Source organism: Salinisphaera sp. RV14 (assembly GCF_052044135.1).
GTDB lineage: Bacteria > Pseudomonadota > Gammaproteobacteria > Nevskiales > Salinisphaeraceae > Salinisphaera.
Genome location: NZ_JBQDYF010000001.1, coordinates 56,986 through 71,933, shown reverse-complemented (window position 1 = coordinate 71,933; position 14,948 = coordinate 56,986). Strand labels below are relative to the sequence as shown.

Annotated in this window: 12 protein-coding genes; 5 read left to right on the top strand and 7 right to left on the bottom strand. The window is 63.6% G+C overall.

Annotated elements, in window-relative coordinates; all coding sequences use genetic code 11:
* Positions 1-122: 122 nt before the first annotated feature.
* Complete coding sequence (locus ACS8Y6_RS00325) at positions 123-1,154, top strand: LacI family DNA-binding transcriptional regulator (protein WP_440854788.1); 1,032 nt, start codon at positions 123-125, stop codon at positions 1,152-1,154.
* 30 nt (positions 1,155-1,184) lie between these two features.
* On the opposite strand, the gene ACS8Y6_RS00320 is transcribed toward ACS8Y6_RS00325, so the two are convergent.
* The 4 genes from ACS8Y6_RS00320 to ACS8Y6_RS00305 all read right to left on the bottom strand — a co-directional run bounded on the left by ACS8Y6_RS00320 (position 1,185) and on the right by ACS8Y6_RS00305 (position 5,713).
* Positions 1,185-1,913: an SDR family oxidoreductase gene (locus ACS8Y6_RS00320; protein ID WP_440849623.1), complete on the bottom strand. Its 729-nt coding sequence runs from the start codon at positions 1,911-1,913 to the stop codon at positions 1,185-1,187.
* A gap of 241 nt (positions 1,914-2,154) precedes the next feature.
* Complete coding sequence (locus ACS8Y6_RS00315; RefSeq protein WP_440854787.1) at positions 2,155-3,141, bottom strand: ABC transporter permease; 987 nt, start codon at positions 3,139-3,141, stop codon at positions 2,155-2,157.
* Positions 3,138-4,679: a sugar ABC transporter ATP-binding protein gene (locus ACS8Y6_RS00310; RefSeq protein ID WP_440854786.1), complete on the bottom strand. Its 1,542-nt coding sequence runs from the start codon at positions 4,677-4,679 to the stop codon at positions 3,138-3,140. The genes ACS8Y6_RS00315 and ACS8Y6_RS00310 overlap by 4 nt, the downstream gene beginning before the upstream one ends.
* Before the next feature lie 71 nt (positions 4,680-4,750).
* Entirely contained in the window at positions 4,751-5,713 is a 963-nt protein-coding gene (locus ACS8Y6_RS00305; RefSeq protein ID WP_440849626.1) for an ABC transporter substrate-binding protein, read from the bottom strand.
* Between the two features lie 248 nt (positions 5,714-5,961).
* Here ACS8Y6_RS00305 and ACS8Y6_RS00300 point away from each other — a divergent pair, with 248 nt between their 5' ends.
* A complete protein-coding gene (locus ACS8Y6_RS00300; protein WP_440849627.1) occupies positions 5,962-7,590 on the top strand; it encodes an FGGY-family carbohydrate kinase in 1,629 nt (542 codons plus the stop codon).
* A 185-nt stretch (positions 7,591-7,775) separates the two neighbouring features.
* Here the strand turns inward: ACS8Y6_RS00300 and ACS8Y6_RS00295 are convergent, their stop codons facing one another.
* Positions 7,776-9,257 (bottom strand): TrkH family potassium uptake protein, encoded by a 1,482-nt coding sequence (locus tag ACS8Y6_RS00295; protein ID WP_440854785.1) that lies wholly within the window; start codon positions 9,255-9,257, stop codon positions 7,776-7,778.
* A gap of 273 nt (positions 9,258-9,530) precedes the next feature.
* Between ACS8Y6_RS00295 and ACS8Y6_RS00290 the strand changes: the two genes are divergently transcribed.
* Genes ACS8Y6_RS00290 through ACS8Y6_RS00280 form a run of 3 tightly spaced genes read left to right on the top strand, consistent with a single transcriptional unit; the run spans position 9,531 to position 13,070 of the window.
* A complete protein-coding gene (locus ACS8Y6_RS00290; protein WP_440850668.1) occupies positions 9,531-9,698 on the top strand; it encodes a hypothetical protein in 168 nt (55 codons plus the stop codon).
* Positions 9,699-9,708: 10 nt separating this feature from the next.
* Positions 9,709-12,390 (top strand): ATP-binding protein, encoded by a 2,682-nt coding sequence (locus ACS8Y6_RS00285; protein ID WP_440854784.1) that lies wholly within the window; start codon positions 9,709-9,711, stop codon positions 12,388-12,390.
* Positions 12,387-13,070 carry a response regulator transcription factor gene (locus ACS8Y6_RS00280; RefSeq protein ID WP_440850670.1) on the top strand — a complete coding sequence of 228 codons (684 nt, stop codon included), beginning with the start codon at positions 12,387-12,389 and terminating at the stop codon, positions 13,068-13,070. The genes ACS8Y6_RS00285 and ACS8Y6_RS00280 overlap by 4 nt, the downstream gene beginning before the upstream one ends.
* Positions 13,071-13,168: 98 nt before the next feature.
* Here the strand turns inward: ACS8Y6_RS00280 and ACS8Y6_RS00275 are convergent, their stop codons facing one another.
* The gene (locus ACS8Y6_RS00275; protein ID WP_440850671.1) at positions 13,169-13,396 is read right to left on the bottom strand and encodes a DUF3820 family protein; all 228 of its coding nucleotides are present in this window, start codon (positions 13,394-13,396) and stop codon (positions 13,169-13,171) included.
* Between the two features lie 75 nt (positions 13,397-13,471).
* On the bottom strand, positions 13,472-14,917 hold the full coding sequence (locus ACS8Y6_RS00270; RefSeq protein ID WP_440850672.1) for a purine-cytosine permease family protein: 1,446 nt from the start codon (positions 14,915-14,917) through the stop codon (positions 13,472-13,474).
* Positions 14,918-14,948: the final 31 nt, after the last annotated feature.

Genomic DNA, 14,948 nt, shown 5'->3' with positions numbered 1-14,948 from the left:
GGCCCTCGGCTGGTGGCTTGGCGCGATGGCGAAAACCGTGGCTACGCAGAGACCCTGGGACCGATCGCATTTGGTCTAAGATGGGACGACACACCCGCCTATCGTTCGGATAACGCTGTTTCATGGCCAAGAACCGCCGCGTGACCATCGCCGACGTCGCCGCCCGCGTCGGCCTGACCAACATCACGGTCTCGCGCGCGCTCAACCGTCCGGAAATGGTGAAGGCGGAAACACGCTCGAAGATCGAGGCCGCGGCCAGCGAGCTCGGCTATGTACCCAATGCTTTCGCGCGCGGTCTCAAACACAGCGAAAGCCGGCTGATCGGCTTCGTCACCGCCAGCGTGGACAACCCGTTCTACGCCGAGATGATCAAGGCCGTTTCGCGCCACGCCAAGCGTCACAACTACGCGATTATGTTGTTCGACACCGATGGCGAAGCCTGGCTCGAAGCCAACGCCATCGAGACGCTGCTGAGCTATCAGGCCGCGGGCATCATTCTCTCGCCAATATCCGACGAACCCGACTATCGACCGGACTATATCGAACGCCTGCACAACAGCGACGTGGCCGTGGTGCAGCTCGACCGCACGCTCTACAACGCCGATTTCAGCTCGGTGGTACTGGATAACGTCTGGGCCGGCCAGTGCGTGGCCGACCATCTGCTCAAGCGCGTGTTCGCCGAGGCGACGGAACCGGCGACGGACGAGCCCTCGCGCCTGCTCGTGGCCGCCGGCCCGGAGCACTCCATCATCTCCCGCGAGCGATTGGCCGGTGTACAGACCACGCTGGCCGAAAACGAGCCCGGGGTCGAGGTCGACGTGCTCTGGGGCGACTACACGCTGGAGCCGGCGCGCGAGGCGGTGGGCGCCTATATCGCGGCCCATGGCATGCCGGGTGCGATCTTCGGCATGAACCAGCTGATCACGCTCGGCGCGCTGCAGGCGATGAAAGCCCACGGCATCGCACCGGATACGCTGAGCGTGATCAGCATCGACCGTCTGCCCTATCTGGATATCTTCGATATCCGCGTGCCCTGCGTAGTGCACGACGGCTTCCATGCCGGTCAGCGCGCGCTGGAACTGTTGCTCGAACGCATCGCCGATCCGGAGCTGCCACCGCAGACTGTCACGGTGCGCGGCACGCTGGTCGAATAGCCGCAGGCATGCTGCGGCGGCGGCATCCCGCTACATATCGAAATTACTCGGCAGCACCACGACGTCACGAATGGTCACGTTACGCGGCCGAGTCAACATGAACATGATGACCTCGGCGACGTCCCGGGGCTCTATGAGGCTGCCGGATTCCTTGGCCTGGCGCAGATTCTCCTCGGGCCAGTCCTTGAGCAGCGCGCTGCTGACCGGGCCGGGCGCGACTTCGCCAACCCGGATGCCGTGCTTGATCATCTGCCGCCGGAGCGTCTGCACGAAGCAGTTGATAGCCCATTTGGATGAGGCATAAACCGGCTCCCACCACACCGGATGATGCCCGGCTACCGAACAGGTGACGAGGATATCGCCGGTGCCGCGTTCGATCAGGTGCGGCAGGATATTGCGCACATTCTTCATGACCACGTTCACGTTCAGATTCAGCATGCGGTCGATTGTGGCTTCGTCGGTTGCCATGAAGTCGCCGCCGATATACGTCCCGGCATTGGCGTGAAAAATATCGAGATGATCGACTCTTTCGAGAATGCCCGAGAGCAGGGTGGCGCACTGCGCCGGGTCGAGCAGATCGATGACCAGCGGTATCGCACGCTCGCCATAGCCCTGCCGCACGTCGTTCAGAGCGGCCTCGTCGCGATCGATCAGCACCACCGTGGCGCCGGCATCGAGCATGGCCTGCGCACTCGCCCAGCCGATACCGGAGGCGGCCCCGGTGACCGCGGCGATCTTGCCCTGTAGCTCGTTTGTCATATCTGGTTTCTCCCAAGTGGTATTCGTTGTTTCAATCGTCACGTATCCGACGGACAACATCAGTTCGCGAACAGCCACGCACTCGCACTCGAACAAAGCCCGGCTTGTCCGGTTTTGCGATTGACGATCCGCGTTCAGCCGCCTGCCGTTGCCACATCTTTTTTAGAAAAATCGGCGGGCATCTCCACCAGCGATCAGCCCGCCGATGCCGCATGGCGGCTTTGCCTGGATGGCGGTTGTGCTAGCCCTCGCGACCGCGGCCGATATAGACCGCGAGCAGGATGATGCCGCCCTTGATGACGTCCTGGAGATAGGACGACACGCCCATCAGGTTCAGGCCGTTGTTGAGGATCGCCAGCAGCATGGCGCCGACCAGCGTACCCAGCACCACGCCGCGGCCGCCGGAGATCGCCGCGCCGCCGAGTACGACGGCCGCGATCGCATCCAGCTCGAAGCCCTCGCCGATACTCGGCTGGCCGCTCATCAGGCGCGAGGTGATCACCAGCCCGGCAATCGCCGCGGTCAGGCCACTGATGGTGTAGACGAACATCTTGGTGCGCGGCACGCGGATGCCGGTCAGACGCGTGGCTTCCTCGTTGCCGCCCACGGCATAGACATAGCGCCCGAACGGCGTGTGATGCAGCACCAGATAGCCGGCCGCATAGACGAGCAGCATGATCACGATCGGCACCTGCAGGCCGGCCAGATTGCCGCGACCGAACCACGAGAACCACGACGGCAGCCCGGAGATCGGATAGCCGCCGGTATACAGCAGCGCCAGACCGTGGGCCGCGCCCATGGTCGCGAGTGTGACGATGATCGGCGGCATGCGGCCGAAGGCCACGCAGAAGCCGTTGAAGGCGCCGAACAGGCTGCCGACGCACATCCCGGCGACGATCGCGATCGGCGCCGGCCAGCCGGCCGCCATCAATCCCGCCATGATGGTGCCGGACAGCGCCATCACCGGGCCCACCGACAGATCGATACCGCCGGTGAAGATGGCAAAGCTCATGCCCACCGCGATGATGCCGATCACCGAGCCCTGACGGGCCACGTTCTCGATGTTCGACACATCCAGAAAGCGGTCGTTGACCAGACTCATGATGATGAACACGGCGATGAAGCCCAGCAGCGGGAAGAACATCGGCGAATGCAGCATGCGCTGCCAGCGCGACCGGCGCTGGCGACGCGGGGCCGCGACCCCGGCGGATTGGGTTGAATCGCTCATCGGGCGTCCTCGGTCACAGGTTGGGAAACAGCCTCGGCATCGCGGCGTGGTTCAGTCACCGCGTGGCGCATGATGGTGTCGGCCTCGATTGCGTCATCGGCCAGCTCGGCCACGATGCGGCCGTGGCTGAACACCAGCACGCGATCGCACAGCCCGGTGATTTCAGGCAACTCGGAAGAAATCATGATGATGGCGATGCCCTGGTGGGCCAGCCGCTTCATCAGGACGTAGATTTCGGATTTGGCACCGACGTCGATACCGCGCGTCGGCTCGTCGAAGATCAGAATACGACAACCGCGATCCAGCCAGCGGGCGATTACCACTTTCTGCTGGTTGCCGCCCGACAACGACTGCACCGGGGTCTCCGGGCTCGGCGCCTTCACTCGCACCTGGTCCATCGCCGCCTCGACCATGGCCGCCTCGCGGGATCGGCTGATGAACGGGGCTGGGCGATAGAACTGGGCCAGGTGATTCAACGTAATGTTGTCGGCACAGGAAAACGGCAGCACCAGTCCCTGGCGCTTGCGATCCTCCGGCAACAGGCCGATGCCGGCGGCCAGCGCATCGGCCGGCGAGCCAAACTTCATCTCGCGACCGTCCAGCCGGATCCGCGCGACCCGCGATGGATAAGCGCCGATCAGCGCCATCGCCATCTCGCTGCGCCCGGAGCCAACCAGGCCGGCAAAACCGAGGATCTCGCCTTTCGCCAGCGTGAGCGAATCGGTATGCGTGGTGTGCTTCATGCCGATCTCGGCTTCGAGCAGGATCGGCGCGTCGGCGTTGCGGGGCTCGCGCGGCGGGAAGATGTTGTCGACCCTGCGGCCGATCATCATCTCCACGAGTGCATCATGGTCGGTCTCGGTGACCGGACAGCTGGCGACATAGGCGCCGTCACGCAGCACGGTGATCCGGTCGCAGACCTGAAAGATCTCGTCGAGATGATGGGAGATGAACACCATCGCCACACCATCGCTACGCAGCTTGTGCATGATCCTGAACAGACGCTCGACCTCGGTCGGCGTGAGCGGCGCGGTCGGCTCGTCGAGCACCAGTACGCGGGCGTTGAGGGACAGCGCCTTGGCGATCTCGACGAACTGCTGATCGGCCACGCTCAAGCGATGCACCGGGATCTCGGGGTCGATGTCGATATCGAGCCGGTCGAACAGCTCGTGCGCCTCGGCGAGCATCGCCGAGCGCCGGATCAGGCCAAGCCGGTTGCGCGGCTCGCGGCCGAGAAAGATGTTGTCGACCACAGACAGCCAGGGCACGAGGCTGAATTCCTGGAACACGATACCCACGCCGGCGGCACAGGCATCGCGATAACTGGAAAAATGCCGGGCCTCGCCGTCGAGGCGAATGGTGCCTTCGTCGGGCTGATAGATGCCGCAGAGAATCTTCATCAGCGTCGACTTGCCGGCGCCGTTCTCGCCCAGCAGCGCGTGGATCTCGCCGCCCTCGACGGTCAGGCTGACATCGTCGAGCGCCTTGACGCCCGGAAAGCCCTTGCTCACACGTTCCAGCGACAGCACGGCGGTCATGGCTCAACTCCTCCAACAGGCGAAGCGCGCCGGCCTGTCACCGGCGCGCGCTCGCAATACGACGCCCGCGCCTAGCTGCCCCAGTGGAAGCTGGCGGCGGTCTTCGGCGTCACCGGGGTGACGTCGACCGGGATCGTGTCCGGGCTCTTCTCGCCGCGATACTTCTTCAGCGCCAGATGCAACGCTTTCACCACCTCGACGTCCGGATGCTGGGCCACATCGACCACGATCGGCGTGTTCGCCTTCTGCATGGCCTTGATCACCTCGGGATTGCCGTCGATGGTGGCCAGCTTCACGTGATTATCGGAGGAATTAAGCGCCACCAGCGCGCCGAGCGTACCGCCGTCATTGACGCTGAACAGGCCGTCCAGATCCGGATGCGACTGCAGCATGTTCTCGGTCACATTCATGGCCTTGTCACGTTCCTCATGACCGTTCTGCTCGTCGACGATCCGGATGCCCTTGGCTTTGCCCAAGGCCTTCTTGCAGCCTTTCACGCGCTGCAGGATCGGCGTCACCGGAATACCGTTGAGGATTGCGACCTTGCCCTTGCCATTCAGGCTCTTGGCCAGATACTGGCAAGACAGATAGCCCGCTTTGAAATTCTTCGAACCGACGAAGCCGGAGACCGGCCCATCGGCCTGGGCATCGACCGCCACCACCGGAATACCCGCGTTATGCGCCGACACCACGGCCGACTGCACACCCACGGTATCGGTCGGGTTGAGCAGCAGAATATCCACGCCGCGCTGGATCATGTCCTCGACGTCGCTGGTCTGTTTCGAAATATCGTGATGCGCGTCGGTCACGATGAGCTTGGCACCCATCTTGTCGACCTGCTTCTGCAGCGCTTTCTGCATGGTCACGAAATAGGGATTATTCAATTCCTGGAACGACATGCCAATCACGAGCTTGTCGTTTGGCTTTTTATGATCACTGGCCGCTGCGGCAGGCAGCGCAAAAGCTGCAATGGGCAATAGGGCAAGCGCCAGACCGCGGCGCAAGCAACGCAGATTGATACTCGGCATCGTCATTTCTCCTCCGTGGATGCGTTGCCGGCGCTGCACTTGATTGAATGATGCAACGATCCAGAACGCTGATTTAATGTTAACGTTGTCATTTCACGCTAGCCTGTCTTGCCGGAACGAAACAATTAGCCTTTTGGCTATAGCGACTAAAGTCGGAAACCGATCACGAGCAAGGCGGGCTGGAACGCGGCACAGTAGTCGCCCGACCGCATCCCGGGCCCGCAAGACCCGGCCACTCTCGACTGAGGAGACCCATGAGCGCGCACTATCTCGGCATCGACGTTGGTTCCGGCAGCGTCCGGGCCGGCGTTTTCGACGGCTACGGCCGCTGTCTGGCCCAGACCGCCCATCCGATCTCTCAGTTCCGGCCGGAGGCAAACTTCGTCGAACAATCCAGCGACGAGATCTGGGCGGCCTGCGTTGCCGCCGTGCGCGATTCGATCGAAGCCGCGGCAACCCCGACCGACAGCGTGCGGGCTATCGGTTTCGATGCTACCTGCTCGCTGGTCGCGCTCGGCGCCGACGGCCGGCCGGTGTCGGTTTCGCCAACCAATGACGACGCCCGGAACATCGTGATGTGGATGGATCATCGCGCCACGGCCGAGGCAGCGGAAATCACGGCCACCGGGCACGAGGCACTGCGTTACATCGGCGGTCAGGTCAGCCCGGAGCTGGAGCTGCCCAAACTGCTCTGGCTGGCCCGAAATCGGCCCGATCAGTACGAACGTGCCGCGATCTATCTTGATCTCGCCGATTACATGGTGGCCCGTGCGGTCGGCGAACTCGGCAGCAACGGCACGCCGGGCAAGAGCACCTGCACGCAGGTCTGCAAGTGGCTGTACCTCGCCCACGAGGGCCGCTGGCCGACCGATCTCCTGGCCGGGCTCGGATTGGAGTGTCTGCTCGACAAGCCCCGCATGGCCGGCCCGATCCGCGAACCGGGGGCCCCGGCCGGGCGACTGGCCCCGGACGTGGCCGAAGCATTCGGCCTGAGCGGCGAGATCACCGTCGCCACTGGCCTGATCGATGCCCACGCCGGCGCGCTCGGTATGCTCGGCGACGATCCAGAGGCCAGCCTGGCCGTGATCGCCGGCACGTCGACCTGTCATATCGCCTTTTCGCGCGAGCCCTGCTTCGCGCCTGGCGTCTGGGGTCCGTACTGGGGTGCTGTGCTGCCCGACGGCTGGGTCAACGAAGGCGGTCAGAGCGCGGTCGGCGCGCTGATCGACCACATGATTCGCGACAGCGCGGCTTATGGCGATCTCATGGCCGAGGCCAAAGCCCGGGGCGTGAGTCATTTCGACGTGCTCAACGCCCGCCTGGACGCGATGGAAGCCGAGCACGGCGCCGCGACGCTGGCCCTCGATGTCCACGTGCTCGACTACCACCACGGCAACCGCTCGCCGCTGGCCGATGCCTCGCTCACCGGCATCGTCACCGGGCTGACGCTGGATACCAGCATCGACGATCTCGCCGTGCGTTATCTGGCCACGCTGCAGGCCGTGTCCTACGGCACACGGCACATCGTCGAGGCCCTCAACGCCAACGGCCACCAGGTCACACGGCTGCGCCTGTGCGGCGGGATTCTCAAGAACGAACGCTGGCTGACCGAGATGGCCGATGCCACCGATCTGCCCATCGAGCTACCAAGCGAGCCCGAGACCGTGCTCCTCGGCAGCGCCATGCTCGCCGTCGCCGCCTGTGGCGATCAGCCGGATCTGCGCAGCGCGGCCGCTGCCATGAGTGGCACCGATCGCGTGATCGAGCCCCGTACCGGGCGCCGCGCCTTTCATGACGCCAAATACCAAGTCTATCGCGCGATGCACGCACATCAGATGGCGTATCGCGAGATCATGGCCGGCGCCGATAGCGTACGGAACTGAGCTCGCGATCAGACTTCGACAAGCCATGTGCGGGGGCAGTCAGCCGCTGCCGCTCGACCCAATATCGGCTGCGATCGGGCTAACTCGAACCGCGGCGCAGGTTTCGGTTGTAGAGCGTGTGTGACGCGGCCCGCTATTTCGCGCGCTCATCGAACCACATCGGGGCCGCTCGGCGCCGTTCAGGTCTAGCGGCGCCAGAATTCAGGCGTGAATATGATCAGTAGCGTGAAAATCTCCAGCCGTCCGCCAATCATGGCCACGATAAGAAACCATTTAGCCGGGCTCGGTAGTGGACTGAAGTTGGCGGCCGCCACACCCAGCGCGGGCCCCATGTTGTTGATACAGGCGGCGACCGCCGAGAACGCGGTCAACCCGTCGAGCCCGAGCGCCATGAGAATCAGCACCATGACGGCAAAGCCCGCGACGTAAAGAAAGAAGAAGGCCCAAACGCCCCGCAGAATCGACTCCGACAGAACGCGATTTTCGAGCTTTACCGAAAACGCGGCGTTCGGATGCACGAGCGACTTCAGTTCTCGCCAGGCCTGTTTCAGCAATAGCACCAGCCGAACAATCTTGATGCCGCCCGAGGTCGACCCGGCACAGCCGCCCAGGCAGGCGAGCAGCATCAGCAATATCGGGATGAAACTCGGCCACTGCGAAAAATTGGCACTGCCAAAGCCCGTGTCGGTCATCAGGGATACGACCTGAAATGTGCCCTGAATTACCGCGTCCTTGATGGATGCGTAGGTCCCATGTGCATACAACGTGACCGCCACGAGGGTGCTCGCGCCGACAATGATCAGCGTATAGGTGCGCAATTCGATATTGCGCAGGTACGGCATGAAACTCCCGTTGCGCCAGCAAATGAAATGAAGTGAGAAGCTCGCGCCGGAAACGAACATGAACGCAGTGGCGGCAATCAATATCGCGTTGCTGTGGAAATACGCCATGCTGGCGTCGTAGTTCGAAAACCCGCCCGTGGCGAGCGTGCCGAAGGCATGAGTAATCGCATCGAACGGGCTCATGCCAAGCAGCCAGTAAGTGCCCGCGCAGGCCATTGTGATCGTGGTATAGGTCCACCACAGTGCGGACGCGGTCTTCTTGATTCGCGGCGCCAGCTTGTCGTCCTTGATCGGGCCGGGTGTCTCGGCCTTGACCAGCTGCATGCCGCCGGTGCCGAGCATCGGCAGAATTGCCACGGCGAGCACAATGATGCCCATGCCGCCGATCCAGTGAAGCCATTCACGCCAGAACAGGATCGCGTGCGGCAGGGTGTCGAGACCGACGATGACGGTCGCCCCGGTCGTGGTCAGACCCGATACCGCTTCGAATGCCGCATCCGTGAAACTCAGACCCGGACGATCCGCCAGTAACAACGGGAGCGCCCCGACCAGCCCCAGTACCGTCCAGAACAGGCTAACGATCAAAAAACCATCACGAATCTTCATGTCCCGGGATACACGACGCACCGGGAACCAGAGCGCCACCCCGGTTGAAAACGCAATGAGGAACGAGGTCCCGAACGCTGCCACGGCGCCGTCGCGGTAAATCAGGCCGATGAGCACCGGCAGGAGCATCGTGGCCGAAAAGAAGATAAGCAAAACGCCCAGAACACGCTGCACGACCGCCCAGGGGTGATCGACGATCAACAAACGCTGACTGCTCAAAACGGTGTTCGGCAAATGGAAAAGGGGGACGAAATTCTCGCCCGCGGCGCCGTTTAAATGCCGTAGTCAAAATGACGCCTCGCTGTAAACAAACCGTAAATAGCCACCCAGCACGCGCCCTACCACCCGCGAACCGGCTGCCCAAGCGCTCGTCTGCGTGGCATAAATTATTCGTTTATAGATTGTTTTCGCGATCGTTAAAAATTGGCCATCCGTTTTAAACAGATTCTTAGTCAAGCATTGCGCCATCGAATCCCCCGCAGGGAGCGGTCGATGATTATTGTGATGCTCGGCATCGGGCTGGCCTGTTCCGGACTGTTGTTTGCCGTAGTTGCGGCCTGCGAGCGCTGGACGGTGCCGCGTGGCGGCACGCGGGTGGTCAATGTGCTCGCTCTGAATATGGGGATCGATGGCACCGGCGCCGCTCGCGCGACGCGCTAGACTGCCTCCCATGCCCGCCTCGACTTCCGATCAACGCCCCAATCCCGATGCGCTGCTCGAAGCCGCGCGTGCAGCGGACGGGCGACCGGGTCGCGGGCGGCTCAAGGTTTTTCTCGGCGCAGCACCCGGCGTGGGCAAGACCTACGAAATGCTCACCGAAGCGGCCGCCCTGGCACGCTCGGGCGTGCGGGTCCTCGCCGGTCTGGTCGAAACCCACGGTCGGCGTGAAACCGAGGCGCTGTTACGCGGGATTGCTCTCGTACCGCGCCGGCGGCTTCGTTCTCGCGGCCGGCAGTTTGAAGAACTCGATCTCGATGCCGTATTGCGTGCGGCCCCCGACCTGGCGCTGATCGACGAGCTGGCGCACAGCAATATCCCGGGCAGTCGCCACGAAAAACGCTGGCAGGACATCGAGGAACTGCTGAATGCCGGGATCGATGTCTTCACGACGCTCAATATCCAGCATCTCGCCTCCCTGAACGACGTGATCGCGCAGATCAGCCGGGTTCGTGTGCGCGAGACCGTGCCCGATAGTGTGATCGAGGCCGCCGACAGCATCGAACTGGTGGATCTACCCCCCGATGAGCTGATCCAGCGCCTGCATGAAGGCAAGGTTTATGTGCCCGACCAGGCGGCCCGCGCGGTGGAGCATTTCTTCTCCCGCGGCAATCTGGCGGCGCTGCGTGAAATCGCGTTGCGCGCGGCAGCCGAACGGGTGGACGCCGACGTACGCAATCATCTTCGCGCCCGGGCGGAAGCGGGGATATGGCCGACCCACGAGCGCCTGCTCGTCGTGGTGGGTGAAGGGCCGGCCGCGGAATCCATGGTGCGGCTGGGCAAACGGCTGGCCGAACGCCGGCAGGCGTCCTGGATCGTCGCGCATGTCCGGCGTGACGCGACCGCCGCCGAGCAGGCGCCGGAGATCGGCAATGCACTGCGACTGGCCGAAAGCCTGGGCGGCGAAGTCGCCACCCTGTCGGGTATCGATCTGGTGGCCGAAATCAAGGCCTTCGCCCGCAATCAGAACGTGACCGAGATCCTCGTCGGGCGGTCACAGCGACGGCTGCGCTGGCTCGCGTTCCGTCGATCGCTGGCCGGCACGCTGATTCGAGAGGCCGGCGAGTTCACGGTGACGCTGGCGCCGCGCTCCGATGACGCAACCGTCAAGCCAGGCTCGCGCACATGCCGAGCCCCCCGCGTGCGCTGGCTCGACACCACGAACATCGGCTGGGTGGCTGCGACCACCGCCGCCTCGGCCGCGCTCGCCTGGCCACTTTCGCTGGTCGTGGATACCGGTTCGTTATCGCTGATCTTCGTGTGTGCCGTATTGATGGTCGCGGTCCGTCGGGGCATTGGCGCGGCGGTCACGGCGAGTCTGGCCTGTTTTCTGGTCTTCAATTTCCTGTTCACTGACCCGCGGCTGACGCTGACCGTCTACAGCACCCACGACATCCTGACGCTGGTATTTTTCCTGATCGTATCGTTGATCGCCGGTGGCCAGGCGGCGCGCATACGCACGCAGATGCGCTTGATTCGTACCGCGAGCGAACGGCATGCCCGACTCTACGATTTCTCGCGCCGGATCGCCGGCGCCGTGGGGCCGGTCGATCTGGCCTGGACCATCACCGAATATCTGGAGGCCGCGCTCGGACTGCAGAGTCTGGTGCTTTATCCCGATGCCGATGCCGATGGCGGACTGGCGCTGGCCGCGGGCGACAGCGGTAGCGAAGGGCTGATCGACCTGGATTACGTCGCCGCCCGCTGGGTGTACGAGCACAATATGCCGGCCGGCCGTGGCACCGGCACCCTGCCGCGATCCCGTTGGTTTTTCGTGCCGTTGCGCGGCACGGATGACATGCTGGCGGTCATCGGCGTGGCTTGGCCGGATCGCAAGCGGCATCTCGATGTCGAGGAACAACGGCTGCTGTTCGCAGTACGCGACCAGGCCGCGGTCGCGCTCGGTCGTTCCCGGCTCGCCGCCGAGATCGAATCGGCTCAGTTCGCCCAGGAAACCGCGCGTCTGCGCGCGGCGCTATTGTCCTCGGTATCGCATGATCTGCGCACCCCACTCTCCTCGATCATCGGCAGCACGGCGCTGCTGCGCGATCGATTCGATCAGCTGGATGCCGGCGAACGACTGGAACTGCTGGAGGGCACGATCGACGAAGCCAGCCGGCTCGACCGTTTCGTACAAAACCTGCTCGACATGACCCGGGTCGGCTACGGCGCGCTCATGCCCGAGCTCAAGCCGTGCCCGATCCGTCCGGAAGTCGAGGCCGCATGGCTGTCGCTGGGCGCTTCAGCAAGCCAGACGCTCGCGTTCCATATCGCCTATGATGCGCGTGTGGTGCTGGCCGACGCCACGCTGCTGCGGCGCGTACTGGCCAACCTGCTCGACAACGCCGCCAAATATTCGCCGGCAGCCAGCGAGATCCTGATTGAAGCAAGGTCGGGAGACGGCGACGTCACGATCGCGATTTGCGATACCGGCCCCGGCATTCCCGCCGCCGAACAATCGCGTGTGTTTGATATGTTCTATCGCGTGGAACAGGGGGACCGCAACGCACCCGGGACCGGGCTGGGGCTGGCGATCTGCAAGGAGTTGACCGAAATCATGGGCGGACACATCCGTGCCGTTTCGCCGGCCGTTGGCTCCGGTACACGCATCGAGGTCAGCTTGCCATCGCCATGAAAGCCCTGATTGTCGACGACGACCCCGGCATTCGCCGGTTCCTGCGCATCGGACTGAAGACCGAGGGTTACGAAGTCCTCGAAGCGGCGTCCGGCCGCGAGGCGCTGCGCGCGGTCTCGGCCCGCCGCCCGGACGTCGTCGTACTGGACCTCGGGCTGCCCGATATGGACGGCCAGGACCTGGTACCCGCCATTCGCGGCGTGAGCGACGCCGTACTGATCGTGCTGTCGGTGCGGGATGCGCAACGCGATAAAATCGCCGCGCTGGACGCAGGCGCCGACGACTATCTGACCAAGCCGTTCGATTTCGCGGAGCTGGCGGCGCGGCTGCGCGCCAATCGACGCAAAGCACTCGGAACATCGAACCCGGCCGTTTTAAAATGCGGCGACCTGGCGCTCGACGACGCGGCCCATACAGTCACGTGGGCAGACGTGAACGTACGTCTGACGCCTAAAGAGTTCGATCTGTTGAAAGAACTCATGCGCCACCCGGACAAGGTCGTCTCCCACGCCCACCTCATGGAGCACATATGGGGGAACGTCCATAGCGACGACACGGCATATATACGCGTCTACATACAGAGACTGCGTCGCAAGCTGATCGATGCGGGCGCCGACCCGGAGTTGATCGGTAGCGAGCCCGGCGTCGGGTATCGACTGCGAACATCAGCCGATCGATAGCCGCGAAATTCGCCAGACGCCACGCCTTGGATTGTGGCGAGACCGTATCTTTGCGGCGAACTGCCGGCCAGCATGCATCGCTAGGCGTGCCTGTCGAGTCATCCCCTCGGATCGGCGTCGCGTCGTAACGGGCTGAGCAATCCGCGCAGATCGTTGTGGTCGATCTGATACATCAACGCGAGCAGCCGGCCCAGTTCGCCGGACGGGAAACCGGTGCGCGAGAACCAGGCCAGATACCCGCCGGGCAGATCGGCGATCACGCGCCCTTCGTATTTACCGAACGGCATGGTGCGCGTGACCAGTTTTTCCAGATCCTGGGGGTTCACAACAACCTCGATGCACAAAGCTCGAGCGTGGCTCGGGCACCGTCCATCTTAAACGAAGTCGGCGCCCGCGCCTCATCAACTGGTCTCGCGCTCGGCCAGAGCCCGGTCGGAGGCCTCGATCGCGCGCCGCTCGGCAACAGTGTCGATCCCGGAAGCGAGCCATCCATACAATCCGCCCGCGACGAGCAGACCGACGAGAAACGAGATATCCGCCCCGCCCAGCCAGTGCGTCACGGTGCCGGTGTAAAACGAAATATCGAAGAACGGGATCATGGCGACAAAGCCCACCGCGTAGGCCAGCATGCCGCGCCAGGACCATTGCCCGTAGATGCCGTTCGGATTGAAGATCTCGGTGATCGCGTAACGGCCGTGGCGCACGATATAGAAATCGATCAGATTCACGGCGGTCCAGGGGACCAGGAAATACAGCATCAGGATGACGAAGTTGTTGAAGCTGCCGAGATAACTGTCCGGAATCGTGAGTGCAACCGCGGTCGCGATCGCGCCGAACAACACGATGCCGACCACGCGTATCGAGATCGTGGGTCGGACCGGCCGGTAGGCGTCGATGGTGCTGATACCGGTGAGCATGGCACCGTACATGTTCACGGCCATCACGCTGATCAGCGCCGGCACCGAGGCCAGCACGGCGAAGGTACCGAAGCCGGGCAGTATTTCGTTGCCCACCGACTGTAGGCTGCCGATCGCTTCCGGGTGCGGCAGCGCCGCCGCCAGAAATGCGCCCAGCGACATCAGCCAGATCGCCGAACCGCCCGCGCCGAGATAGGTCCAGGAAATCACGCCGCGCGACGACACGTTGCTCGGCAGATAACGTGAATAATCGGACACATACACGGCATAACTGATCTGGTAACCGGCCGCGGCCGAGAACTGCACCAGAAAAACGGCCCAGCCCGCGCCGGACTGATGCGCCGCAGCGTGCCCGTGCAGCACCACCGCGCCAATCGTAAGCACCGCGAATACGGCAATCAGGATCGGCGTGAGCCAGCGCTGCACGAAATGCAGCAGATCGTGGCCAATGACGGCAATGCCGATGGCCAGCAGCACCAGCAACGGATACCAGAACAGCGGCCCGCCGGGCAGCACCAGCCGCAGTGCTTCGGTGGCCAGAATGACGTTGAACACGTTGAAGCCGCAGTAGACGAAGATGGTGGCAGCAAACGGCAGAATCGCCCCGCGCGAGCCGAACTGGGCGCGCGACTGGATCATCTGCGGCAGCCCGAGGCGCGGCCCCTGATTGGCATGGAACGCCATGAAGAACGTGCCGAAAGCCGCGCCCAGCACCACCGCGAGCACGCTCCACCACACACCCAGCCCCATCGACGGGCCGACGAAGCCGGTGACCATGGTCGTGAGCACGAAGTTGCCCGTGAACCAGAACGGCCCCTGGTGCCAGACCTTGCCGTGGCGCTCGGACTTGGGCACGTAATCGATCGAGCGGACCTCGACCACGCCGGCCCGGCCCGTGGACCGTGCGGTATCGCTTGCTGTTTGGCTCATTGTCTCCCCCGTGGTTTTTATGTCGGTTGGG

What these genes read in the sequence shown, in the direction of transcription:
- ACS8Y6_RS00310 (WP_440854786.1), bottom strand. Translation starts at nt 4,679, where the DNA reads ATGACCGCCGTGCTGTCGCTGGAACGTGTGAGCAAGGGCTTTCCGGGC.
- ACS8Y6_RS00300 (WP_440849627.1), top strand. Translation starts at nt 5,962, where the DNA reads ATGAGCGCGCACTATCTCGGCATCGACGTTGGTTCCGGCAGCGTCCGG.
- ACS8Y6_RS00290 (WP_440850668.1), top strand. Translation starts at nt 9,531, where the DNA reads ATGATTATTGTGATGCTCGGCATCGGGCTGGCCTGTTCCGGACTGTTG.
- ACS8Y6_RS00285 (WP_440854784.1), top strand. Translation starts at nt 9,709, where the DNA reads ATGCCCGCCTCGACTTCCGATCAACGCCCCAATCCCGATGCGCTGCTC.
- ACS8Y6_RS00315 (WP_440854787.1), bottom strand. Translation starts at nt 3,141, where the DNA reads ATGAGCGATTCAACCCAATCCGCCGGGGTCGCGGCCCCGCGTCGCCAG.
- ACS8Y6_RS00280 (WP_440850670.1), top strand. Translation starts at nt 12,387, where the DNA reads ATGAAAGCCCTGATTGTCGACGACGACCCCGGCATTCGCCGGTTCCTG.
- ACS8Y6_RS00270 (WP_440850672.1), bottom strand. Translation starts at nt 14,917, where the DNA reads ATGAGCCAAACAGCAAGCGATACCGCACGGTCCACGGGCCGGGCCGGC.
- ACS8Y6_RS00320 (WP_440849623.1), bottom strand. Translation starts at nt 1,913, where the DNA reads ATGACAAACGAGCTACAGGGCAAGATCGCCGCGGTCACCGGGGCCGCC.
- ACS8Y6_RS00325 (WP_440854788.1), top strand. Translation starts at nt 123, where the DNA reads ATGGCCAAGAACCGCCGCGTGACCATCGCCGACGTCGCCGCCCGCGTC.
- ACS8Y6_RS00305 (WP_440849626.1), bottom strand. Translation starts at nt 5,713, where the DNA reads ATGACGATGCCGAGTATCAATCTGCGTTGCTTGCGCCGCGGTCTGGCG.